Annotated in this window: 23 protein-coding genes and 3 tRNA genes; 13 read left to right on the top strand and 13 right to left on the bottom strand. The window is 57.5% G+C overall.

Going from position 1 to position 20,512, the window contains the following annotated elements; translation table 11 throughout:
- Positions 1-78: 78 nt before the first annotated feature.
- Entirely contained in the window at positions 79-681 is a 603-nt protein-coding gene (locus G6L97_RS08005; RefSeq protein WP_003513049.1) for a J domain-containing protein, read from the top strand.
- Between the two features lie 18 nt (positions 682-699).
- On the opposite strand, the gene G6L97_RS08000 is transcribed toward G6L97_RS08005, so the two are convergent.
- Both G6L97_RS08000 and G6L97_RS07995 read right to left on the bottom strand, forming a co-directional pair.
- On the bottom strand, positions 700-1,272 hold the full coding sequence (locus G6L97_RS08000; RefSeq protein WP_212509506.1) for a DUF922 domain-containing Zn-dependent protease: 573 nt from the start codon (positions 1,270-1,272) through the stop codon (positions 700-702).
- A 196-nt stretch (positions 1,273-1,468) separates the two neighbouring features.
- Positions 1,469-1,924: a PRC-barrel domain-containing protein gene (locus G6L97_RS07995; RefSeq protein ID WP_003513045.1), complete on the bottom strand. Its 456-nt coding sequence runs from the start codon at positions 1,922-1,924 to the stop codon at positions 1,469-1,471.
- A 140-nt stretch (positions 1,925-2,064) separates the two neighbouring features.
- Between G6L97_RS07995 and G6L97_RS07990 the strand changes: the two genes are divergently transcribed.
- Entirely contained in the window at positions 2,065-2,499 is a 435-nt protein-coding gene (locus tag G6L97_RS07990) for a DUF1801 domain-containing protein (RefSeq protein ID WP_080798251.1), read from the top strand.
- Between the two features lie 12 nt (positions 2,500-2,511).
- On the opposite strand, the gene G6L97_RS07985 is transcribed toward G6L97_RS07990, so the two are convergent.
- Together G6L97_RS07985 and uvrB are read right to left on the bottom strand one after the other, a co-directional pair.
- Positions 2,512-3,480 (bottom strand): alpha/beta hydrolase, encoded by a 969-nt coding sequence (locus G6L97_RS07985; RefSeq protein WP_080798254.1) that lies wholly within the window; start codon positions 3,478-3,480, stop codon positions 2,512-2,514.
- A gap of 31 nt (positions 3,481-3,511) precedes the next feature.
- On the bottom strand, positions 3,512-6,493 hold the full coding sequence (gene uvrB / locus G6L97_RS07980) for an excinuclease ABC subunit UvrB (protein ID WP_111783631.1): 2,982 nt from the start codon (positions 6,491-6,493) through the stop codon (positions 3,512-3,514).
- Positions 6,494-6,734: 241 nt separating this feature from the next.
- Between uvrB and G6L97_RS07975 the strand changes: the two genes are divergently transcribed.
- Complete coding sequence (locus G6L97_RS07975; RefSeq protein WP_003513041.1) at positions 6,735-7,088, top strand: DMT family protein; 354 nt, start codon at positions 6,735-6,737, stop codon at positions 7,086-7,088.
- A 61-nt stretch (positions 7,089-7,149) separates the two neighbouring features.
- Here the strand turns inward: G6L97_RS07975 and G6L97_RS07970 are convergent, their stop codons facing one another.
- On the bottom strand, positions 7,150-7,533 hold the full coding sequence (locus G6L97_RS07970; protein WP_003513040.1) for a winged helix-turn-helix transcriptional regulator: 384 nt from the start codon (positions 7,531-7,533) through the stop codon (positions 7,150-7,152).
- Positions 7,534-7,687: 154 nt separating this feature from the next.
- Here G6L97_RS07970 and G6L97_RS07965 point away from each other — a divergent pair, with 154 nt between their 5' ends.
- Entirely contained in the window at positions 7,688-8,299 is a 612-nt protein-coding gene (locus tag G6L97_RS07965) for an NAD(P)-dependent oxidoreductase (RefSeq protein ID WP_003513039.1), read from the top strand.
- Between the two features lie 12 nt (positions 8,300-8,311).
- On the top strand, positions 8,312-8,788 hold the full coding sequence (locus tag G6L97_RS07960; RefSeq protein ID WP_065659230.1) for a nuclear transport factor 2 family protein: 477 nt from the start codon (positions 8,312-8,314) through the stop codon (positions 8,786-8,788).
- Between the two features lie 176 nt (positions 8,789-8,964).
- Here the strand turns inward: G6L97_RS07960 and G6L97_RS07955 are convergent, their stop codons facing one another.
- From G6L97_RS07955 to rlmB, 5 genes are all read right to left on the bottom strand, one after another.
- Positions 8,965-10,329: a PepSY-associated TM helix domain-containing protein gene (locus tag G6L97_RS07955; RefSeq protein ID WP_111783503.1), complete on the bottom strand. Its 1,365-nt coding sequence runs from the start codon at positions 10,327-10,329 to the stop codon at positions 8,965-8,967.
- Positions 10,330-10,377: 48 nt separating this feature from the next.
- Complete coding sequence (locus tag G6L97_RS07950; RefSeq protein ID WP_111783502.1) at positions 10,378-10,794, bottom strand: DUF2946 family protein; 417 nt, start codon at positions 10,792-10,794, stop codon at positions 10,378-10,380.
- Between the two features lie 99 nt (positions 10,795-10,893).
- The gene (locus tag G6L97_RS07945; RefSeq protein WP_111783501.1) at positions 10,894-11,487 is read right to left on the bottom strand and encodes a hypothetical protein; all 594 of its coding nucleotides are present in this window, start codon (positions 11,485-11,487) and stop codon (positions 10,894-10,896) included.
- Between the two features lie 6 nt (positions 11,488-11,493).
- Positions 11,494-11,886 carry an acyl-CoA thioesterase gene (locus G6L97_RS07940; protein WP_038491466.1) on the bottom strand — a complete coding sequence of 131 codons (393 nt, stop codon included), beginning with the start codon at positions 11,884-11,886 and terminating at the stop codon, positions 11,494-11,496.
- A 76-nt stretch (positions 11,887-11,962) separates the two neighbouring features.
- The gene (rlmB, locus tag G6L97_RS07935) at positions 11,963-12,850 is read right to left on the bottom strand and encodes a 23S rRNA (guanosine(2251)-2'-O)-methyltransferase RlmB (protein WP_111783500.1); all 888 of its coding nucleotides are present in this window, start codon (positions 12,848-12,850) and stop codon (positions 11,963-11,965) included.
- A 209-nt stretch (positions 12,851-13,059) separates the two neighbouring features.
- Here rlmB and G6L97_RS07930 point away from each other — a divergent pair.
- A tRNA-Tyr gene (locus G6L97_RS07930) sits at positions 13,060-13,144 on the top strand.
- A gap of 26 nt (positions 13,145-13,170) precedes the next feature.
- Positions 13,171-13,244 (top strand) — tRNA-Gly (locus G6L97_RS07925).
- A 69-nt stretch (positions 13,245-13,313) separates the two neighbouring features.
- On the opposite strand, the gene G6L97_RS07920 is transcribed toward G6L97_RS07925, so the two are convergent.
- The gene (locus tag G6L97_RS07920) at positions 13,314-13,508 is read right to left on the bottom strand and encodes a hypothetical protein (RefSeq protein WP_013636443.1); all 195 of its coding nucleotides are present in this window, start codon (positions 13,506-13,508) and stop codon (positions 13,314-13,316) included.
- Between the two features lie 119 nt (positions 13,509-13,627).
- Positions 13,628-13,954: a BA14K family protein gene (locus G6L97_RS07915; protein WP_111783499.1), complete on the bottom strand. Its 327-nt coding sequence runs from the start codon at positions 13,952-13,954 to the stop codon at positions 13,628-13,630.
- Between the two features lie 326 nt (positions 13,955-14,280).
- Between G6L97_RS07915 and G6L97_RS07910 the strand changes: the two genes are divergently transcribed.
- On the top strand, positions 14,281-14,730 hold the full coding sequence (locus G6L97_RS07910; RefSeq protein WP_003513030.1) for a hypothetical protein: 450 nt from the start codon (positions 14,281-14,283) through the stop codon (positions 14,728-14,730).
- Positions 14,731-15,785: 1,055 nt separating this feature from the next.
- Here G6L97_RS07910 and G6L97_RS07905 read toward each other — a convergent pair.
- Positions 15,786-16,418, bottom strand: coding sequence for a TerC family protein (locus G6L97_RS07905; RefSeq protein WP_003513029.1), 633 nt, complete (start codon positions 16,416-16,418; stop codon positions 15,786-15,788).
- A gap of 432 nt (positions 16,419-16,850) precedes the next feature.
- Here G6L97_RS07905 and tuf point away from each other — a divergent pair, with 432 nt between their 5' ends.
- The 5 genes from tuf (at position 16,851) to nusG (ending at position 20,431) form a co-directional block, all read left to right on the top strand.
- Positions 16,851-18,026, top strand: coding sequence for an elongation factor Tu (gene tuf / locus G6L97_RS07900; protein WP_013636434.1), 1,176 nt, complete (start codon positions 16,851-16,853; stop codon positions 18,024-18,026).
- 344 nt (positions 18,027-18,370) lie between these two features.
- Positions 18,371-19,177, top strand: a complete 807-nt coding sequence (locus tag G6L97_RS07895) for a glycosyltransferase family 2 protein (protein WP_080800348.1) — start codon at positions 18,371-18,373, stop codon at positions 19,175-19,177.
- A gap of 241 nt (positions 19,178-19,418) precedes the next feature.
- Positions 19,419-19,494: transfer RNA gene (locus tag G6L97_RS07890), tRNA-Trp, on the top strand.
- A gap of 184 nt (positions 19,495-19,678) precedes the next feature.
- Positions 19,679-19,879, top strand: a complete 201-nt coding sequence (gene secE / locus G6L97_RS07885) for a preprotein translocase subunit SecE (protein ID WP_003507689.1) — start codon at positions 19,679-19,681, stop codon at positions 19,877-19,879.
- A 21-nt stretch (positions 19,880-19,900) separates the two neighbouring features.
- Positions 19,901-20,431, top strand: coding sequence for a transcription termination/antitermination protein NusG (nusG, locus tag G6L97_RS07880; RefSeq protein WP_003519353.1), 531 nt, complete (start codon positions 19,901-19,903; stop codon positions 20,429-20,431).
- Positions 20,432-20,512 lie beyond the last annotated feature (81 nt).

Below are 20,512 nucleotides of genomic sequence, written 5' to 3'. Positions count from 1 at the left end.
TTCGCTTATGATCTGTGCGCGAGCCGCACGGGGGTGGCGTATGGCATGCGGTAACAGTTTGCGTTTGAAGGTGTTTTAGTGATCGATCCCTATGTTTTGCTTGGCGTGGAGCGTGATGCCGACGAGGCGGCGATCAAGTCCGCTTACCGGAAGGTGGCGAAAGCCGCCCATCCCGACAGCGGGGGTGATACCGACCAATTCGCACGCCTGCAAACCGCTTACGAGCTTTTGAAGGATCCGGTGCGCCGCAAGGTGTTCGACGATACCGGTTACGATCCGCAGCTTGCCGATGCCAAGGACCTCAAAGGGCTGCTGATGCTGGAAACTCTGGTCAACGAATTCATTCTGGACGAGCGCGAGCCCGGCAGCTTCGACCCAGTGGCCGCCATGCGCCGCAAGCTGACCGACGATATCCTGAAAAGCCGCTTTCACATTCTGGAACTGGAGCGTCACCGCACGCGAGTGCGCAAACATATGGACCGGCTGGGCAGAAAGCCGGAGACCGATGTTTTGAGTTCCATGTTGCGTGCGCGCAGCCAGTCCATCGCCGAAGCCATCCGCAATGCGGAAGCGCAGATAGAGGCGATCGAGCAGGCCTATACGATGCTGGAAGGCTATTCCTACGAGCTGGAGAGCATATCGCTCTCCGAACCGCTGCTGAAAGGCGAGGCGGCGGAATAGCCGTTTCTCCCTGGGTTCTCAGGGACCGTTGACGAGCGCCAGAATGAGCTGATGCACGCGGCCACCGGGCGAAAGCTCGTCCCGGTCGAAATCGCGTCCGCGTTGGCGCTGCTCGTTGGATAGCTCACCAAGCCGCTGTTGAAGGACAACGCGCACTTTCTGGCATTTCGGATCGTTTTCCGCTCTCAGACCGGTGCTGAATGCCTCGATCTTCTGCACCATGTCGAGAATGTGCTCGCCATGAACGCGCTCATGGGTTTCCACACCGGAAATAAAGGTTTTCCAGCTGGCGGCGACCGCGGGCGGCAATCTGGCCGGCGCTTTCGGCCAGGTATAGATGATTGTGAGATTTGGCTTGGCGGTGGCCAGTACGCAGGCACCGTCCGGTTGCGGACGATAATCGCGCCGCCATGTCAGCTTGAAGGTGGTGTGGGCGATGGCCTGCACACCGGCAGTCGGGCCACGCTCGCCTATGGACTGGTAAAGCGCTCCGCCCGTATCACCGCTGATCGCATAGGTTTTTATCTGCTCGGCTGGTTTCCAGCCGGCTGACTGTGCTGATAGCGGAAGGGTGCTCAGCAATATCGTCATAGCGCTGATGGTGAGGGAAGAGAGAGTTTTGGTGGGCACGCATCGATCCTTGGTGTCTTGCGCGCCGAAGATAGGCGAGAGCCGGGCAGCTAGGCAAGCGTCGTGAGAGAGGGATTGTCGGATACTGCGCCGAAATTCCACACACGAAAAACCCCCGCGACGGATCGCGGGGGTCAAGCTTGCGACTGCAGGGGAATCAGTCGTCCAGCTTGTCGTAGTCGAGCTTCGGTGCGTTCTGCAGCGCTTCCTTGGTGGTATCGACATAGGCCTTCCAGGTGCCGTTGTCGTTGTGCACTGCAACCGAGGCCGGGTCGAGCACCACATAGCTCTTGTCGATGCCGAGGAAACCGCCGACGCTGGCAACGAGGCCGATCACCGATTTGCCATCGCCGATGACGACATCCTCGATTTCGCCGATGTTTTCGTTCTGGGCGTTATAGATATCCAGACCGTCGAGCTGGGAGGCGGTGAGGTCGGTTTTCTGGACATTGACGAACTTCAGCGGGCCGTTAGCCTTGGTGCCCATGGTGATGCCGGGACCGGACAAAGTCGCATCGGCGCCAACAGCAGGCGCAGTCGCAGCCGTCTGGGCAAAAGCCACGGAAGAGGAGAGGGCTGCTGCGGCAGCGAGAGCGATGACGTTGATTTTCATGATGTTTCTTCCCTTTGTATGCTGAACGTTTCGTTCGGGGAAGAAACGGTGAAGGCCGGATTTGGTTCCGCGTGGGACGAGATGAAAATTTGGTTTATGCTGATAGCGGGAGTACTGGCACGCAAAATCGGGAGGACGTTATGGCAAAAAACACTGACAGCAAGGATGCGGAGGAGATTGCATCGTCGGTTCTCATCGATCGAAAGATCGCGGAGCTTGGCGACTGGCGTGGCGAGACGCTTGCGCGCATCCGGGCGCTGATAAGGAAGGCCGATCCGGATGTGACGGAGGAGGTGAAATGGCGCGGCGTGCCCGTCTGGGAACATGCCGGTATCATCTGCACGGGCGAAACCTACAAGACAGCCGTGAAGATGACGTTTGCGAAGGGCGCATCGCTTGAAGACCCGGCCGGCCTGTTCAATTCGAGCCTTGAGGGCAATACGCGACGCGCCATCGACTTTCACGAGCGAGATGAGATCGACGTGGAGGCACTGGTGGCGCTGATCCGCGCGGCGGTGGCGTTAAATGTCGCGGGGAAGGCTGGAAAGAAACGCACGGGGAATAAGGCTGGGTAATCGAGTAGGCAGTCAATCTTTCCCAACGTCCGTTGCCTTGTCCCATTCCCCATCGATGAACTTCAGCGCGTCGATAATTGACACTTTCCACACTGACCAGACGTGATCGCCATCGGTGATCCGCAATTGGGATTTGCGATTGTCGGCCTGAAGCGTTTCGTGCAGGGCGATGGCGCCGCGCCAGAGGAAGAAGCCGTCGTCGTCGCCAACTGTCAGATAGGTGGCGGGCAAGTCTTGGCTTTCGGCGACGTGCTGTGCAACAAGGGTGAAGACGTTCTTCTCATTGAAGAGACTCGCATCGAAGGGCGTGCCGAAGGCGCCGGAGAAGTGATCGCCGGTGGAGGGCAGCACGATGCCGCTGGTGACGGTAGTGCGGTCGACGCGGTGGAAGAAGGCGCTGTCCTGAATGAGCTTGAGTTCCGCGGGCGTTTTGTCGAGATCGGAGGCGGGCACGTTCTGCCAGATCGCGCCGGACAGACTGGCGACTGCGCCATAGAGGTCTTCGTGGCCATAAGCCAGATGCAATGCGCCGAAACCGCCCATGGACAGCCCGGCGATGGCACGCCCTTCGCGATCTTTTCGCACCGGCAGCGTTTTTTCCACCTGATGGCGCAGATCGCCCGTCAGGGCCGTCTCGTAATCGCCGGGACCACCGACAGCGGCCGAATCCACGTACCAACTGTTTTTAACGCCTGGCATGACGATAACCAGCGGGCGGATGGCGCCAGCCGCAATCAGCGTGTCCAGCGTCTTTTCGATATTGCCGAGGTCTCGCCAGCTGTTCTGGTCACCATCATGGCCGTGCAGGAGATAAAGCACCGGCCAGCCGTTTTCCGGCGGCGTGCCATCCGGTCGGTAGATGTTGACGGGCAGCGGTGCGTTCAGGGCGGCGCTGTGGAAGGTGGCGTCCTCAATCTGCCCGGCAAGGACTGGGCTTGAGAAAAAGACGAGGCATAAGGCCGCCAGATTTTTTCGATGCATGCGGTGTCTATCCAGATTGCGCCGTTGCGCTTCAGCGACCGGGACGCCCCGTCTTCCCCTTCGTCCGGCTTTTGCGCTTCTGTTCGCCGGCATCCTCATAGGAACCCGCTCCGATCTTGCCGCGCACGAGGGGGCGGGGATCGTCCTTGGTTCGCTCAGGCTGGCCTTCCATGAGCGGTGAGAAACGTTTGCCGGTTTCCGTCTCGGGTTTGCCGGGAACTTCGCCACGCACCGGCTTCTCGGTGCGGCCAACGGTCATCTCGTCCAGCGTGTTCCTGCGGAACAGCGGCTTGCCCGTGTCCGAGCCGGGACCCATTTCGTCCAGCGAAGGTTTGGCGAAGAGAGATTTTCCACTTTCGTTTGCGGAAGCGGCACCGTCCTCTGTCCCGCCGGATATATCTCCCGCAAGAGGCGAGATCGACCCGTTGCGGGCGCTCGTTTCTTTTTTCTTGCTTCTGCCGCCACCCTCAAGCGATTTCGCCTCTTCCTTCGCCATCGGGTCGTCCATGACGGCGAGTTCGGTGGCCTTGAGGCGCTTGATTTCGTCGCGCAGGCGGGCGGCTTTTTCGAAGTCCAGATCGGCTGCGGCATCGCGCATGGATTTTTCCAGCGCGTTGAGATGGGACTGCAGATTGTTGCCGACCAGATGGCCGCCATCGGCGAAGCCTTTGCCGGAAACGCCTGAAATATCGGCCCTTACGTGATCACGCTCATAAACTGAATCAAGAATATCGGAGATCTTCGCCTTGACCGATTCCGGCGTGATGCCGTGTTCGGCGTTATAGGCCATCTGCTTTTCGCGGCGGCGGGAGGTTTCCTCCATCGCCCGCTTCATCGAGCCGGTGATATTGTCGGCATAAAGGATGACCTTGCCGTCGACGTTACGGGCGGCGCGGCCGATGGTCTGGATCAGCGAAGTTTCCGAACGGAGGAAGCCTTCCTTGTCGGCATCGAGGATCGCGACGAAACCGCATTCTGGAATATCGAGGCCTTCGCGCAGAAGGTTGATACCGACAAGCACGTCGAAGGCACCAAGGCGCAGGTCGCGGATGATCTCGATGCGTTCCAGCGTGTCGATATCCGAGTGCATGTAACGCACGCGAACGCCCTGTTCGTGCAGATATTCGGTCAGGTCTTCAGCCATGCGCTTGGTCAGCACGGTGCAGAGCGTACGGTAACCCTTAGCGGCGGTCTCGCGAATTTCGCCGAGAACATCGTCCACCTGGCTGCGGGCTGAGCGCACCTCGACCGGCGGATCGATGAGTCCTGTCGGGCGGATGACCTGTTCGGCGAAGACGCCGCCTGCCTGTTCCATTTCCCACGAGCCAGGGGTGGCCGAAACCGCGACCGTCAGCGGCCGCATCGCATCCCATTCCTCAAAGCGCAACGGCCGGTTATCCATGCAGGAGGGAAGGCGGAAGCCATATTCGGCCAGCGTCGCCTTGCGCCTGAAGTCGCCGCGATACATGCCACCGATCTGGCTAACCGATACGTGGCTTTCGTCAATAAAAAGCAGCGCATTATCAGGGATATATTCAAACAGCGTCGGCGGCGGCTCACCGGGATTGCGGCCGGTGAGATAACGCGAATAGTTTTCGATACCGGCGCAGGAGCCGGTCGCCTCCAGCATTTCGATGTCGTAACGTGTGCGCTGTTCCAGCCGCTGGGCTTCCAGCAGGCGTCCCGCCTTTTCCAACTCGGCGAGGCGGACCCTCAGCTCTTCCTTGATCGACTTGATCGCGCCGTTCAGCGTCGGGCGCGGGGTGACATAGTGCGAATTGGCGTAGATCTTGACGGATTGCAGATCGCCGGTTTTCTGGCCGGTCAGCGGGTCGAATTCGGTAATGGAATCGATTTCGTCGCCGAACATCGAGATGCGCCAGGCGGCATCCTCAAGGTGGGCAGGGAAGATTTCGATGGTATCGCCGCGCACGCGGAAAGAGCCGCGCTGGAAATCCATGTCGCGGCGCTTGTATTGCTGGGCCACAAGGTCGGCCAGAAGCTGGCGCTGGTCCAGCCCGTCGCCCACCTGCATCTGGAAGGTCATGGCGGTATAGGTTTCCACCGAGCCAATACCATAGATGCAGGAAACCGAAGCGACGATGATGCAGTCGTCGCGTTCCAGCAGCGAGCGGGTCGCGGAGTGACGCATCCGGTCGATCTGTTCGTTGATCGAGGATTCCTTCTCTATGAAGGTGTCGGAGCGCGGCACATAGGCTTCCGGCTGATAATAATCGTAATATGAGACGAAGTACTCTACCGCATTGTCGGGGAAGAAGTTCTTGAACTCGGAATAGAGCTGCGCGGCCAGCGTCTTGTTGGGCGCAAGGATGACGGCCGGGCGCTGGGTTGCCTCGATCACCTTGGCCATGGTGAAGGTTTTGCCGGAGCCGGTGACGCCGAGCAGGACCTGGCTGCGCTCGCCGGAATTGATGCCTTCCACGAGATCGGCAATCGCCGTCGGCTGGTCGCCTGCCGGTTGATACTCCGAGTCCATGCGGATTGTAACGCCGCCTTCGGATTTCGGCGGACGGGCCGGCCGGTGCGGCGTCCACATCTTGCCGTCCTTGAACAGCGGATTGCCGCTCTCGATAAGCGCCGATAGCGCCTCGACGGTGGCGGTGACGGCACCCGGTGCGAGATTGGCCGCCTCCTCCAGGGAAACGTCCATGCCAGCCACTGGATTGAGACCGGCGGCGGCGCGGGTTTTTGGATCGCTCGACGCGCCGATGGAAACGCCGCGCGCTGTCTTGGAAGCCGTGGTGTTTTTAGCCGTTTTGTTGGCCGCTTTTTCCGCTTCCTTGCGCGCTTCGATCTCGATCTTCTTGCGGTGCTTGCCAGCTTTCGAGGCGACTTCGCGCTGGGTTTCCACCGAGCCGGCTTCGGCTTCCGCCTCGAGCTGCTTTACCCAATCGGCAACGCTGCCGCTGAGCGGCGCGCCTTCGAACGACGATTGCGGAGCTTCCTCGAAGCCGGAATTCGAGGGTTTGGAATTTTTGGGTGATCTGGCCATGCGCGAAATATGGAGGGAGTCACGCGCAAAGGGAAGGGGAGGCCAAGAAAAAATGAGTACAAAAAGGAAACGAAGCGCGGGGAACAAAATTTGGCCGGATACGTTGCATAGCGGCCGAATACGCTTTGATAGAAACCGGTTCCGTTTCATACGGCGGTAAGTTAAAGCAAAGACAAAAATGACGGTTGCGTTTTCAAACTGCCTTTCGTGACATCCCTCCCTTCTTCATTCAGGAACAATCATGCCGTTCTCGATCAGCCCTGCCCACATCTGGCCTGTCCTGATGCTCATCGTCTCCAATGTTTTCATGACTTTCGCCTGGTATGGGCATCTCAAGCACAAGGGCAGCGCACTCTTCCTTGCGATTGTTGCAAGCTGGGGCATCGCTTTCTTCGAATACATGCTCGCAGTCCCCGCGAACCGCATGGGATCGGAGGTCTATTCGACCGCGCAGCTCAAGACCATTCAGGAAGTTATCACGCTTGCGGTCTTTGCGCTGTTCTCGGTCTTCTGGCTGAAGGAAAGCATCACGATCAACCACGTGATCGGTTTTGCGCTCATCGCTTTCGGCGCTTCCTTCATCTTCCGCTCCTGATTGCCATAGTGCCTTTCTATTGCCGTGGCGGACAGGTTTCGCCACGGCACGAGGAACGGTGTTACGATCCCGTTCCACCATTGGCATAGTCCAACCGCGCCGTACAAATGCGGACGTGGTTCTCGTCCGCCCACTGCACCAGCAATTGCATCGGCACCAGAAACGAACGGCCGAGATTGGTCAGTTCGTATTCCACGCGCGGCGGCACCTGCGCATAGAGCGTGCGGCGAATGAAACCGTCTTCCTCAAGCCGTTTCAGCGTGCGTGACAACATCTGTTTGGAAATATCGTCGATCTTGCGGTTCAGTTCGTTGAAACGCAGCACCCCGCCCTGAAGCGCTTCCAGAACCAGCAGGCTCCATTGATCGCCGATGCGATCCAGCACGTCGCGGATGGGGCAGGGCTGGTCGAAGGCGAAGATTTCCTTGGTTTGCGTATCCGGCATTTTCCCTGCTCTTTCCATTTTCGTGCCCTTTCAGGTCATCGCCGTGTGACCTGATCAGCGTCGGCTGACTTCTTGCAGCCGGGGCTGCGATACCATAGCTTCCCCTAGCGGTCTATTATCTAGACCTACAACGATGCCCATAAAGGAAAAAGTCATGGCTAAAATCGCGCTCATCGGAGCCTCCGGCAATGCCGGATCCCGTATTCTGAAGGAACTTTCCGACCGGGGGCACCAGGTGACGGCGATCGCCCGCAACCCTGAAAAGATCGCCAGCCTCCCGAACGTAGTGGCAAAAAAGGGCGATGTCTTCGATCAGGCAGGGCTTTCGGAACTGCTTAAGGGTCACGATACCGTGATCAGCGCCGTGCACTTCACTGCGAGCGATCCGGTGACGCTGATCGAGGCCGTCCGTGCCTCGGGCGTTTCCCGTTATCTCGTCGTGGGTGGCGCTGGCAGCCTTGAAATTGCGCCAGGCCAGCGCGTGGTTGACCTGCCGGACTTCCCGGCCGCCTACAAGGCAGAGGCGACCAAGGGAGCGGAGTTTCTGGACCGTCTGAAAGGGGAAAAGCAGCTCGACTGGACCTTCCTGTCGCCATCGGCCGAATTTGTGCCGGGGGAAAGAACGGGCAAATTCCGTATCGGCAAGGACAGCCTTTTGAGCAACGAAGCTGGCAGCCGCATTTCTTTCGAGGACTACGCCATCGCTCTTGTCGATGAAATCGAAAAGCCGCAGCATTCTCGCCAGCGTTTCACCGTCGGTTACTGAGAGGTCTCATCCATGAATTTCATGACACGTCGTCTTGCCATCGCTGCTCTTGCCCTCGCGCCCGCGCTGATGGCCGCGCCCGTTCTGGCGGAAACCGCCAAGCGCGATCTGGTTCAGGAAGAAGCCAACCGCAAGCTGGTGATCGATTTTTACGACACCGTCTTCAACAAGCACGAGGTGGCGAAGGGCGCTGCCGTCATCGTCGACAGCTACAAGCAGCACAATCCGATGGTGCCTGATGGCAAGAAGCCATTCGTCGACTATTTCACCGGCTTCTTCAAGGAAAACCCGCAGGCGAAATCCCGGATCGTGCGTAGCGCCACGGATGGAGATCTGGTTTATCTGCACATCCATTCCACGGATAAAGAGGGTGCGCGCGGAGCCGCCATCGTCGATATTTTCAGGGTCACCGACGGCAAGATCACCGAACATTGGGACGTGATCCAGCCGGTTCCGGAAAAGGCTGCAAACAATAATACGATGTTCTAGAGCATTTCCAGTAAAAGTGCGTAGCGGTTTTACGTCCGGAAAATTCGTAGAAACAAACAGTTAGAGGACGTCAAACGATTCTGTTTAAACAGGACGTGCTCTAAGGCCAAGCTTCTGCCAACCGCCCGGAATTCAGAAGGGCACGGCCGGGGGATATCTCCCGGCCGTGTTTTTTGTCAGGCAGCGCGTTGCTTTTCGCGGGACTGCACGATCAGATCCAGAACAAGCATCACCAGCAGGCTTGCGCCGACCAGCGGGAACAGGATGCCACCGATGGCGAGCAGCGCCAGCAGGCCGCGCAAGACGCGTTTATCCTGCGGCAATGGTGGCACGCCGAGTGAACCTCTGGGGCGTCGTTTCCACCACATGATGCCGGCGGAGACGGCAAGCAGGACGATGCCGACACAGGCTGCCAGCAACACGATCTGGTTGGCGAGGCCGAATTGTTGGCCCATATGCACGTTGATCCCCCATTCCAGCGCCTTTCCAAGCGGACCGTAGTCGGAATAGCTCATGTCGATCAGCGGTTTGCCGCTATATTGATCGAGATGGACGACGCGCTGCTTTGAAAGGTCGTCGGGATAGACGGAGCCGCTATAGACGCCTGTCGATTTGGTCGGCAGCACGACGGTATAACCAGGGGCAAGACCGAGCCCGTCGAAACGCGCGATGGCCGCATCTATTCCGATTGGTTGCCCGGTGGCGGATGCGGAGGATTCCGGGATTTTCGCCTGCTCCAGTGACCAGCTGGTCTTGGCCATGTGATCGAGATGTTCGCCGGACATTGGAACATCGGTCCGCACGCCTGCCGGATATCCGAAATTGCTGCCATTTGCCCATTCGTTGACCTTGGCGCCCCACACGCCCGACCAGGGCATTCCGGTGACTGCGAGAAATACGACGAAAAAGCCGACGAAAATGCCGGTGACGGCATGGGTATCGCGCCAGAAGACGCGTTTTTTCGGCGTGCCGCGCACGGTCAAGACACCGCCGCTCTGCTTCCTAGGCCACCATAGATAGATGCCGGTGGCGACGAGCAGGATGGACCAGCCGGCGGCGATCTCGATGAGATAGCGGGTATAGGTACCGAAATATTTCAGGCTGTGGATGTAGCGGATCGTCCACATGATGGTGCCGCGATCTGGCAGTGAACCGGCAACCTGCCCGGTATAGGTGTTGACGTAGACGGCGCGTTTCCCTTCGGCCGTCCTGACGGTAATTTCCGTCGAGGCACCCGGATCGCCTGGCGTGGTGTATTTCACCGCAGTGCCGGGAACGGCCGCAACGGCTGCGGCGAGAATATCGGAGGGGAGTGCTTTCGGCACGTTCTGCGCCACTTCGATGCGCTTCAGGTCCGAATGAATGAAATTGTCGAATTCGTCCCGGAACAGATAGAGCGCACCGGTGACGGCCAGCGATATCAGAAAGGGCAGTACAAAAAGGCCAGCGTAGAAGTGCCAGCGCCATACGGCGCGGTACAGGTTGACGGACGAGGATTGCGCAGGCGCGCGCTCGCCCTCGAAAGAGGTCGTAACGGACATGGATGTCTCCGCAGAAAAGTTGATTTTCCGGCAGGGCCGGATCGCTCTTTACATTTGCAGAGAGGGAGGCGGTGCGCGTGGGCGCGATTCCAGATTGGGTGGCGGCGGCGGCAATACCGTGTCGCGGTCGAGAAAGTCGACTTCGACGACCCGGACGATCCCGTCCGCAGGCTCCACGGGAGTAACGGGAAGAGCGGCGATGGTAACGGAGGCCAGACGGCAGAGCGTGCCGCAGCAATTGTCGGCGAGCTTGCCCGCAGGGTTGGAGGCCGGGTTCGGTTTGCCCGAACCGCCTTCGGGCATGTGGCTGGAACAGATGATCTCACCGGTCGCCAGCGCGGCTGAGGCCATATTGCCGCTTGTCAGGCCATTCACGAGCCCTTGCAGGAGAAAAAGCAGGACCGCCAGCGTGGCGATGGCGCCAGCCGAACTTCTGTCCTGCATTATCCTGCGAATGAATCCCATTGCAGCGAAATGCCATATTTATCGGGCCGTGTCACCGCGACACGATGGCGAAAGACGAGGCCTGTTTTCAATTATCACCCGACCTCGGGATGGGAATGTTCAGGCCAGCAGGTCGTAGGTCCGGAATATCCAGACTGCCTGATAAATCAGGGCGAAAATGACGAGAAACCTGTGAAAGCGTCGGTTGCCGATGAAAGCCGCCAGTGTGAACAGAACGACGTAAATAGCGGTGCGGATGAGATATTCAGCGCCCAGCGAGGAGAGGTAGTCCTGTCCCTTCAGCAGCGTATCGCCGATATCCGTGACGAAAAGTGCGGCTAGAAACGCAAAGAACCAGCTTTTACGGGAAAAGAAATAGTCCTCGTATCCCTTGTATTCCTTCATGTCTGAGGGGAACAGCAACACGCACAGGAAATAGAACAGCGAGCAGAACAGGATGAGGAACAGGAACGCGCCGAAGCCGAGGACGTGGCTGGTGGCGGAAAGCCGGTGTTCCCACCACCAGAAATGCACGAGCATCAGAAACAGGAACGCCACCCAGCCGATATGCAAGGGATAGATGCGCTCCTTCTTGGGATGCTGCACGAAACCGGCAAGGCCGGTCAGCAAGCGGGCGAGGCTGAGGCCAACCACCATGCCCATGACGGCGCGGATATGCGCATAGGCTTCCGCGGCGTTGACGGCGGCCTCCATCGCATCCTACTCCGCCGGAGGGATGGGCGTCGGCTGCCCATTTTCGTCCATCGCCACCATAATGAAGGTTCCGGCAGTGACTTTTTCCAGCTTGTCGTAACGGGAGCGCTGCGCCCAGGCCTCAACCGTCAGCGTGATGGAGGTGCGGCCGAGCCGGGCGATATCGGTGTAGATAGACAGCGTGTCGCCGATCTTCACCGGCAACTCGAAAGCCATTTCCTTTACCGCCGCAGTGACGACGCGACAGCGAGACCGCTCCGCGGCGCGGATGCCGCTGGCCAAGTCCATCTGGGACATGACCCAGCCGCCGAAAATATCACCGGCCGGATTGGCGTCGGCCGGCATTGCGAGCGTCCGCAGTGTCAGCTCGCCGGTCGGTTTGATGGGCAGGTCGGTCATGTCGAGATTTGCTCCTTGCGAATGTCAAAGGCGCAGCATGCGTTGCGCTTTGTGATTTCGCAAGGAAGGGTAAGCGTCAGGACGACGCTTTGCCCAGAAATTGCTGCGTTGCATAAAGGGCGATGGCTGCCGCATTCGATACGTTGAGCGATTTGATCTCGCCCGGCATATCGAGACGGGCGAGCGCCGAAACGGTTTCGCGGGTCTTCTGGCGTAGCCCCTTGCCTTCGGCTCCCAGCACCAGGGCGATCTTTGCGCCGGTGAAGGTTTGCTCGATGGGGGCGGGGCCTTCCGAATCCAGACCGACCGAGAAGAAGCCAAGCTTGTGCAGCTCGCCCAATGTATCGGCAAGGTTGGTGATCTGGATATAGGGAATGAGTTCCAGTGCGCCGGACGCAGACTTCGCAAGCACGCCTGACTCCGTCGGGCTATGGCGAATGGTGGTGATGACGGCGCCGGCGTTGAAGGCGACCGCCGAGCGCATGATGGCGCCGACATTGTGCGGGTCGGTAACCTGATCGAGCACGAGGATCAACGGGCTTTTCTTCAGCGCGTCGAGTTTCTTGACCGGAAGCGGCCTGGTTTCCAGCATCACGCCTTGATGGATCGCCTCGGGGCCGAGCACCTTGTCGATATCCTGCGGTGAGACAATCTCTACCGGGAAGGGCTGCGCATCCGCTTCGCCGATATCCAGACGCGCAAAGGCATTCAGGGTAACCGACAGCTTGATGAGTTGCCGTTCGCGATTGGAAAGCGCCGCACGCACGGTATGCAGGCCGTAAAGGTGGACCTGATCCGGCGCAAGCTGCGGCGGCTTCCAGTCTTCCGCGCCACGATTCCGGCGCTTCGGCTGCTGCGGGGTCGGAATTTCGCCCCTCTCGCGTTTGGCATCGCGCACGGCACGGCGCAGGGTGGCGTAGTGCGTGTCGCGGGTGGATTTGTCGTTTGGATCGTCTTTGCTCATGGCGCCTTATATCTCCGGGACGCGACGCACACCAGCCCCCGCGATAATCCACAGGCCTGCAAAGAGGTTTGAATTTTTTCCCGAAAATTCGTGAAACGGCGTGTTGACAGAAGCGAACGAGGCCGTCATATACGCGCCACAGACGACGCAACGGCGCTTCGCCGGAGAGAAATCTGAAGAGCTTGGTTGCTCGATCCTAGCAGATAGCTGGAGGGATGCCCGAGTGGTTAAAGGGGACGGACTGTAAATCCGTTGGCTACGCCTACGTTGGTTCAAATCCAACTCCCTCCACCATTCTGCGCAGGATCAAAATCACCACCGCGGGTATAGCTCAATGGTAGAGCAGCAGCCTTCCAAGCTGAATACGCGGGTTCGATTCCCGCTACCCGCTCCAAAACTTCTCAAAAAGATCGATAATTTTGCCTCGCGCCGATGTGCAGCCTCCAATCAGCGTTGGCTGTTTTCAGCTCGCCTCCAAGGCCGACTGAATCCGCATTTTCTCTGCGTCGAGCTCGCTTAACCTCACCATATGCGCCGTAATTTTCTCAAAGATCGAGGTGCGATCCGCTGTCGACAAGCGTTCAGTGTGGCGCAGGGCAGTAATGACCTCGATCAGATCAAGTCGCTCTTGCTCAAGTTTTTCAAGATTCCACATCATCGCGTTTCCTCGCTGGCACGCGCTTCAAACGGCCAACCCGGATAAAGGTTCAGGTCAATAGAATTTAAAGTAAATTTTATCTTATTGGCTGGGACGCGGTGCGCTGCGGCACGGCTGAATCAATTCGGAGAACGACATTGCGTCCGTATGCCGGCGGCTGCCATATAGCTGTTGTCGGTTGGATGGTATGATGCGTAACGCGCTGCACACCATTTTACGTGGTTTATTTCCGATTCTGAGAGGGCGTAACCGTTGGATGACGCCTCTTCACCCTTGCCCGCGGCAAAGGCGGATGCAGGATAGCCGCGACCGTCGGAACTCTGCGCCTGTTCCTGTTGTTCGTAGGCCGGTTGTATGAGGCTCAGCGCACTGGCGGGCACGGTAAAAGCGGTAGATATTGCGACGCCAAGAGCGAGCGCGGAGATAGTCTTCGGCATCCTCAACATCGATAAATCCTCGTTATTCGTTCGAGATGCTAACGAAAATTAAGGAATTTCGTTCCGATGCAGGGTTGACGTCACACGAATACGTGATTCGTTGGGCGGTGCTGCCGTCGTTCGCGTGGCAAGGCGGAGATGCCTCTGGCGGCGGGCTGATTGTGGATATCGATGGTCACTGAGTGATGCAGCAGTCCTCACCGCGAAAACGCCACGCCCGATGAGTACATTTTGCTCCCCGCCAATTCGACTTTCAGTGCTTGTTGCACTGCTCGTTGACAAGCTGAAAGTCCGGTCGGATAGTCTGCCGGCAATCATGCACACGGGAGTCTTCGATGATCAACAGGGTTGTAATTCTCTCATCCTTAGCGCTGCTCGCATCGGCGGCGTTTGTCTCCCCCGCAGCGGCGCTCACCATGAAAGAGTGCAGCGTGAAATACCAGGCGGCGAAAGCCGACGGGTCCGCGAAGGACGTCAAGTGGAACGACTACCGCGCCAAGTTCTGCGGTAGCGATGCTGCTGCCGAAAGCGCGGCCGACGACAAGCAAGTTGCGGCTACCACCGACAAAGAACCCGAAAAGGCGACGATAAAGGCTCCGAAGAGCGTCGTATTTCCGAGTGCTGTCGATAAGAAATATTCAAGCGAGACTCCTGGCAAGGCCCGCCTGAAGACCTGCGTCGACTCTTATCGTAAGAACAAGGATGACGGCACGCTCGGCGATCTCAAGTGGATTCAGAAGGGTGGCGGTTACTGGAGCCTGTGCAATACGGCTTTGAAGAGCTGACGCGCTTTTTTGGGGCGGCGGCTGATCGCCGTTGCCCCAGCAATGACGCGTCATCAGACATCATACCGAAGGACTTAATTTGTCGATTCGGTTGACCGGAGCGTGTCTGAGCCACGTCCAGAACGACGTGCGGTTTTTCCTGTGCCCTGCAAATCCTGCGGCAAGCGTGGCCCAGCGTTTTCACGCTTACCGGCGGGTTGATATTCACATGGTCAGGCAACCCCGGTTTCGGGCGGGTAAAATCTGCGAATGGTTTGCGATTCAGCATCTTGATAGAAAGAGTTGATCTTGCGGCTTGATCCGCATCCAGCAATCAAACGGTTACGGCTGTCCCGTGGCGGCTGGCCGGCAATGTGGGCGGATGACCAGACGATTTCGAAACTACCTCGCTGTACTCGCCATATCACTACTGATGTGGACGTTGGTGCTTGGCGTCATTTATTGGCTGTTTCGATAGGTCTTGCCGCAGCTTCAGAGCCGAAATGAACCTGCTTCAATGCATATGTTTGGCGGCATAACCACGACATCCCTTCGCGGCTGATATTCGGCAAATCTTGCCAACAAAGAATGGACGTTGCCCCCGAAGGAGCGGCGGCAGGGCGGTTTTGGGAAACCTTGCCATGCCGCCGGTCAGCGTTGAATTGCGCGCAGCGCGTTCAGCCTAGAACGAGCGCTGTTAAGAGCGCCAGCAGGATTAGTGAGCTTGCAACAGCGCCCAGCTTCATCCTGCGAAGGCGGCGGGTGCGACCGCCGGTCCAGTCATAAGCCATTGGCAGCTTTACCTTTCTTTTTATTTTTATGACTTATTAACTAGCTCACTAGGCTTGCCCGTGGCTGACCTCAATTGCCAAAATCCATAGGCAAAAAATCACGATTTCCCTGTCTTATCCGAATGTTGCAGCGGACGCGGAGACCGATTCCCCTGTGCGCCGATTTCACCTGCGCGTGCGCTTGCAATGCTGTGCAGGCAAGGGTGCATTTGTGTGGGTATGAAAAGAAAAGGCCCGGAAACTCTCGTTTCCAGGCCTTTCGGGACGAATATGTGCCTGCCAGTCTCAGCCGAAATAAGGCTTGATGTAGGGCAGGACTTCGATCACGCCGTGATACAGCATGTTGAGCGCCACATAGATGATGACCATCAGGCCAAGATACGAAATCCAGCGGTAGCGGTGCAGCAACTTGGCGACGAAATTGGCGGCCAGTCCCATGAGGGCGATCGAGACGACGAGACCGATAATCAGCACCGTGACATGGTCCTGCGCGGCACCGGCGACGGCAAGCACGTTGTCCAGCGACATGGACACATCGGCGATGACGATCTGGGTTGCGGCCTGAAAGAAGGTCTTGTGACCTTTGGTCAGGTCAGCCTCTTCGTCCGTCACCTCGTCTTCGATGGAGCCTGCGGCTTCGCGCAGTTCGGACCACATCTTCCAGCACACCCAGGCAAGCAGGAGCCCGCCGAAGAGTTGTAGCCCGACAATGGAGAGAAGCTGCACGGTTACGGCGGCAAAGCCGATGCGCAATACGGTGGCGGCGATGATGCCGACCAGGATCGCCTTGCGGCGAAGATGGGCGGGAAGACCGGCGGCGGCAAGGCCGATGACGATGGCATTGTCGCCTGCGAGAACGAGATCGATCGCAATGACTTGCATGAATGCCGTGAAGCCGGCGGCTGTGAAGATTTCCATTGAGCGGTCCTGAAACGGATGTAATTTCGCGCCGGAGAGCGCGGCTGATCAATATGTGGCATAGAGGTTTTGCGCCTGGGCGCATCGTCCCGCTCGCCCGTCTCCCCCCGGAGATGAAATTTCCTTAAGCCATGATGAGGGTCCAGGTAAAGAAGTTGTGATAAAGAAAAAGCTTATTTAACGATCCGATTGTGCGAAGAGGGGTACAGGCAGGGTCCCGTCCGTGCGTCCCGTCTGCCCGTCGCGTGGGAAGGCTGAGCCAGCTTTGAATATCGCGCGGAACGCACCATATATGCACCTTGAGGCGCGCCTTAGGCGTGCGCGACCGTGCTTTGACAATTAAGTCTTGCGCATTCGCTTACAAAGCCTTAAACGGCGACACCAAACCGGTTCGCCGGGAAAACTACTTCACGTTCACAGGAAGCAATTCACATGGCAAAGAGCAAGTTTGAGCGCAATAAGCCGCACGTCAACATTGGCACGATCGGTCACGTCGACCACGGCAAGACGTCGTTGACTGCTGCGATCACGAAGTATTTCGGCGAGTTCAAGGCGTACGACCAGATCGACGCTGCTCCTGAAGAAAAGGCTCGCGGCATCACGATCTCGACGGCGCACGTTGAGTACGAAACGCCGAACCGTCACTACGCACACGTCGACTGCCCCGGCCACGCCGACTACGTGAAGAACATGATCACCGGTGCTGCCCAGATGGACGGCGCGATCCTGGTTTGCTCTGCAGCTGACGGCCCGATGCCGCAGACGCGCGAGCACATCCTGCTTGCTCGCCAGGTTGGCGTTCCGGCGATCGTCGTGTTCCTCAACAAGGTCGACCAGGTTGACGACGCCGAGCTTCTCGAGCTCGTCGAATTGGAAGTTCGCGAACTTCTGTCGTCCTACGACTTCCCGGGCGACGATATCCCGATCGTCAAGGGTTCGGCACTTGCTGCTCTTGAAGATTCCGACAAGAAGATCGGTGAAGATGCAATCCGCGAGCTGATGGCTGCTGTTGACGCCTACATCCCGACGCCTGAGCGTCCGATCGACCAGCCGTTCCTGATGCCGATCGAAGACGTGTTCTCGATCTCTGGCCGTGGTACGGTTGTGACGGGTCGCGTTGAGCGCGGTATCGTCAAGGTTGGTGAAGAAGTCGAAATCGTCGGCATTCGTCCGACGTCGAAGACGACGGTTACCGGCGTTGAAATGTTCCGCAAGCTGCTCGACCAGGGCCAGGCTGGCGACAACATCGGTGCTCTGGTTCGCGGCGTTACCCGTGACGGCGTTGAGCGTGGCCAGATCCTGTGCAAGCCGGGTTCGGTCAAGCCGCACAAGAAGTTCATGGCAGAAGCCTACATCCTGACGAAGGAAGAAGGCGGCCGTCATACGCCGTTCTTCACGAACTACCGTCCGCAGTTCTACTTCCGTACGACTGACGTTACCGGTATCGTTTCGCTTCCAGAAGGCACGGAAATGGTTATGCCTGGCGACAACGTCACTGTTGAAGTCGAGCTGATCGTTCCGATCGCGATGGAAGAAAAGCTGCGCTTCGCTATCCGCGAAGGCGGCCGTACCGTCGGCGCCGGCATCGTCGCTTCTATCGTCGAGTAATCTTCGACAGACGGCGGTTTCGCCGGATTTAAATATCTAGTTATAAAACGGCGGTGTCTTCGGCATCGCCGTTTTTTTATGTAAAAATCGATTTTTGTAAATTTATATAGTTGAAAGATTCGTATAATTTTATTATGTGAGTCCAAATTCTGATATTTTACTTATTTTGTACGTATATTATGCGATATATTTAAGATAGTTGTGATTTATGCTTTATTATTATGTAATTCTATTTGTATTTAGCGGCGTAATTCGCCTGCAACTCGTTTGACGTAGATGAAACTATATTGATTAGCGCTTGGCTGGCTTGTTTTTATCGGCCAGTTTTCTTCCGAGACGACTTCATGTCCGATTTAACTGTTGTGCTCACCAGCTGCCGCCGTCCTGATCTTCTCATCGGAACTCTCGATAGCTTCTTCTCTACTAATGATTACCCGCTACGGGAATTTATCATTATCGAGGACTCTGACGACGAATCGGTGTGGGCGATTCCGGCGCGGTATCCAGAGCAACCGATCCGCGTCATTTTGAACGGCGTCAACATTGGGCAGCACCGCTCTATCGACCGGGCATATTCGGAAGTGCAAACCCCTTACATCCTGCATCTCGAAGACGACTGGGCATTTCCTGTTTCTAAGGTTGTGGGCAGGGGCATCGAAATACTGAAGCGGGACCCGCAAGTGGCGCTCGTTCAACTCAGAACCGATGACGACATGCCCCGTGACATTCGGCGTAAGGCGCAGGCAGTTGAAGATGTAGGGTATTGGCGGATACCGCCGACCGCGCATCGTGTCTGGCATAGCTTCACCTTCAATCCGACCGTCAAGCGGTTGTCCTGCTATAAAAAACTACCGCAAGGTTATGCCGGTTTCCGGACAGAGGCGGAGATTAGTATCTTTTATAAGGATCAGGGCGCGATCATGGCGTGGTTGGCCGAAACCGGCGTCAGCCATTCGGGATTTGGCCGCAGCAATTATGGTCTTAAGAAACGCCGTGGTTGGCGCGGTGTGGCGCAAGAGCTCGACAGATTCTTTTCGCTGGCGACAGTCCGTAAATGGCGGCGTTCGGTGACGCGCAACGTCGCACACTTCAAGCGCAAGTATCGGGAGCGTCAGTTGATCAGGTCCGATCGCAGTGCGCTTGAGCCGTAAAAGATTAAAGGTCGGTTGCGAAAGGTATCAAACCAGCGCATTCGGATGCCGAAAAGGGGTTCGTTGAGGTGACGGGCTTGGGGGTAACCGGTTAAGCGGCCGAGGAAAAAACGTGGCGGGGAGGGCGTCAACAGTTTCTTCCGAAAGCGAATAAAAAGCGCTTGCCATTCTTTTCCGTGCGCCTTAAAGGGAACGCATACCGAAGCGGCCAAGTGATTTTCGTGGTCGGCTAAGGTGTTAAAGGGGTATAGCTCAGTTGGTAGAGCGGCGGTCTCCAAAACCGCAGGTCGTAAGTTCGAGCCTTACTGCCCCTGCCACTTTCCATCCGCAAGCGCGGTCTTCGCTGCATGGCAGATGGGTGCCGGTTTTCCGGCGAATTTCGCCGAATGTCGATTTCCTCTTGTTAAAACTGGAATCGGTGTTTATGTAAGGTCAAAACAGACACGCGGTGCGTGGGGCTGATTAGTTCGGCTTTACGCGCCGTAATTGCGTGGGCAGTCAATGGCATCCAAAACCAATCCGTTTACGTTTCTGCAGCAGGTTCGCGCCGAAGCGTCTAAAATCACTTGGCCGTCGCGCCGCGAGACCATGATTTCGACGGCTATGGTGCTTGTGATGGTCATTTTTGCGGCTCTGTTCTTTTTTGCTGCTGACCAGCTCATCGGCTGGGTGCTTAGCCTCGTGCTGAACGTCGGCCGGTAACGGATTGAACGGAGAATAAAAATGGCAGCGCGCTGGTATATCGTTCACGCATATTCGAATTTCGAAAAGAAGGTCGCTGAGTCGATCGAAGAGAAGGCTCGTCAGAAGGGTCTTGATCATCTTTTCGAGAAAATCCTCGTTCCGACCGAAAAGGTTGTCGAGGTGCGTCGTGGCCGCAAGGTCGACAGCGAGCGCAAGTTCTTTCCAGGTTACGTGCTTGTGCGCGCCAACCTGACGGATGAGGCTTATCATCTCATCAAGAACACGCCGAAGGTGACCGGTTTCCTCGGTTCGGACAATAAGCCTGTTCCGATTCCGGATTATGAAGCCGATCGTATCCTCGGTCAGGTTCAGGAAGGCGTCGAGCGTCCGAAGTCTTCGGTTTCGTTCGAGGTCGGCGAGCAGGTTCGCGTTTCCGATGGTCCGTTCGCGTCGTTCAACGGCGTTGTTCAGGATGTCGACGAAGAGCGTTCGCGCCTGAAGGTGGAAGTTTCGATTTTCGGCCGCGCTACGCCGGTCGAGCTGGAATACAGTCAGGTCGAGAAGGTCTGACTGGAGGGGTGAAGCCCCAATCGCGTGGAAGGCAAACGGGCTCCCATAGCCGGGGCAGGGCGCCGCACCACGCAACCGCAG

Source organism: Agrobacterium tumefaciens (assembly GCF_013318015.2).
GTDB lineage: Bacteria > Pseudomonadota > Alphaproteobacteria > Rhizobiales > Rhizobiaceae > Agrobacterium > Agrobacterium tumefaciens.
The sequence above is the reverse complement of the archived record's forward strand: the minus strand, read 5'-3'. Positions and strand labels throughout refer to the sequence as shown.

Bases quoted from the DNA above. Each gene is read 5' to 3' on its own strand.
- G6L97_RS08000 (WP_212509506.1), bottom strand. From the start codon at position 1,272: ATGACGATATTGCTGAGCACCCTTCCGCTATCAGCACAGTCAGCCGGC.
- G6L97_RS07995 (WP_003513045.1), bottom strand. From the start codon at position 1,924: ATGAAAATCAACGTCATCGCTCTCGCTGCCGCAGCAGCCCTCTCCTCT.
- G6L97_RS07990 (WP_080798251.1), top strand. From the start codon at position 2,065: ATGGCAAAAAACACTGACAGCAAGGATGCGGAGGAGATTGCATCGTCG.
- G6L97_RS07985 (WP_080798254.1), bottom strand. From the start codon at position 3,480: ATGCATCGAAAAAATCTGGCGGCCTTATGCCTCGTCTTTTTCTCAAGC.
- uvrB (WP_111783631.1), bottom strand. From the start codon at position 6,493: ATGGCCAGATCACCCAAAAATTCCAAACCCTCGAATTCCGGCTTCGAG.
- G6L97_RS07975 (WP_003513041.1), top strand. From the start codon at position 6,735: ATGCCGTTCTCGATCAGCCCTGCCCACATCTGGCCTGTCCTGATGCTC.
- G6L97_RS07970 (WP_003513040.1), bottom strand. From the start codon at position 7,533: ATGCCGGATACGCAAACCAAGGAAATCTTCGCCTTCGACCAGCCCTGC.
- G6L97_RS07965 (WP_003513039.1), top strand. From the start codon at position 7,688: ATGGCTAAAATCGCGCTCATCGGAGCCTCCGGCAATGCCGGATCCCGT.
- G6L97_RS07960 (WP_065659230.1), top strand. From the start codon at position 8,312: ATGAATTTCATGACACGTCGTCTTGCCATCGCTGCTCTTGCCCTCGCG.
- G6L97_RS07955 (WP_111783503.1), bottom strand. From the start codon at position 10,329: ATGTCCGTTACGACCTCTTTCGAGGGCGAGCGCGCGCCTGCGCAATCC.
- G6L97_RS07950 (WP_111783502.1), bottom strand. From the start codon at position 10,794: ATGGGATTCATTCGCAGGATAATGCAGGACAGAAGTTCGGCTGGCGCC.
- G6L97_RS07945 (WP_111783501.1), bottom strand. From the start codon at position 11,487: ATGGAGGCCGCCGTCAACGCCGCGGAAGCCTATGCGCATATCCGCGCC.
- G6L97_RS07940 (WP_038491466.1), bottom strand. From the start codon at position 11,886: ATGACCGACCTGCCCATCAAACCGACCGGCGAGCTGACACTGCGGACG.
- rlmB (WP_111783500.1), bottom strand. From the start codon at position 12,850: ATGAGCAAAGACGATCCAAACGACAAATCCACCCGCGACACGCACTAC.
- G6L97_RS07920 (WP_013636443.1), bottom strand. From the start codon at position 13,508: ATGATGTGGAATCTTGAAAAACTTGAGCAAGAGCGACTTGATCTGATC.
- G6L97_RS07915 (WP_111783499.1), bottom strand. From the start codon at position 13,954: ATGTTGAGGATGCCGAAGACTATCTCCGCGCTCGCTCTTGGCGTCGCA.
- G6L97_RS07910 (WP_003513030.1), top strand. From the start codon at position 14,281: ATGATCAACAGGGTTGTAATTCTCTCATCCTTAGCGCTGCTCGCATCG.
- G6L97_RS07905 (WP_003513029.1), bottom strand. From the start codon at position 16,418: ATGGAAATCTTCACAGCCGCCGGCTTCACGGCATTCATGCAAGTCATT.
- tuf (WP_013636434.1), top strand. From the start codon at position 16,851: ATGGCAAAGAGCAAGTTTGAGCGCAATAAGCCGCACGTCAACATTGGC.
- G6L97_RS07895 (WP_080800348.1), top strand. From the start codon at position 18,371: ATGTCCGATTTAACTGTTGTGCTCACCAGCTGCCGCCGTCCTGATCTT.
- secE (WP_003507689.1), top strand. From the start codon at position 19,679: ATGGCATCCAAAACCAATCCGTTTACGTTTCTGCAGCAGGTTCGCGCC.
- nusG (WP_003519353.1), top strand. From the start codon at position 19,901: ATGGCAGCGCGCTGGTATATCGTTCACGCATATTCGAATTTCGAAAAG.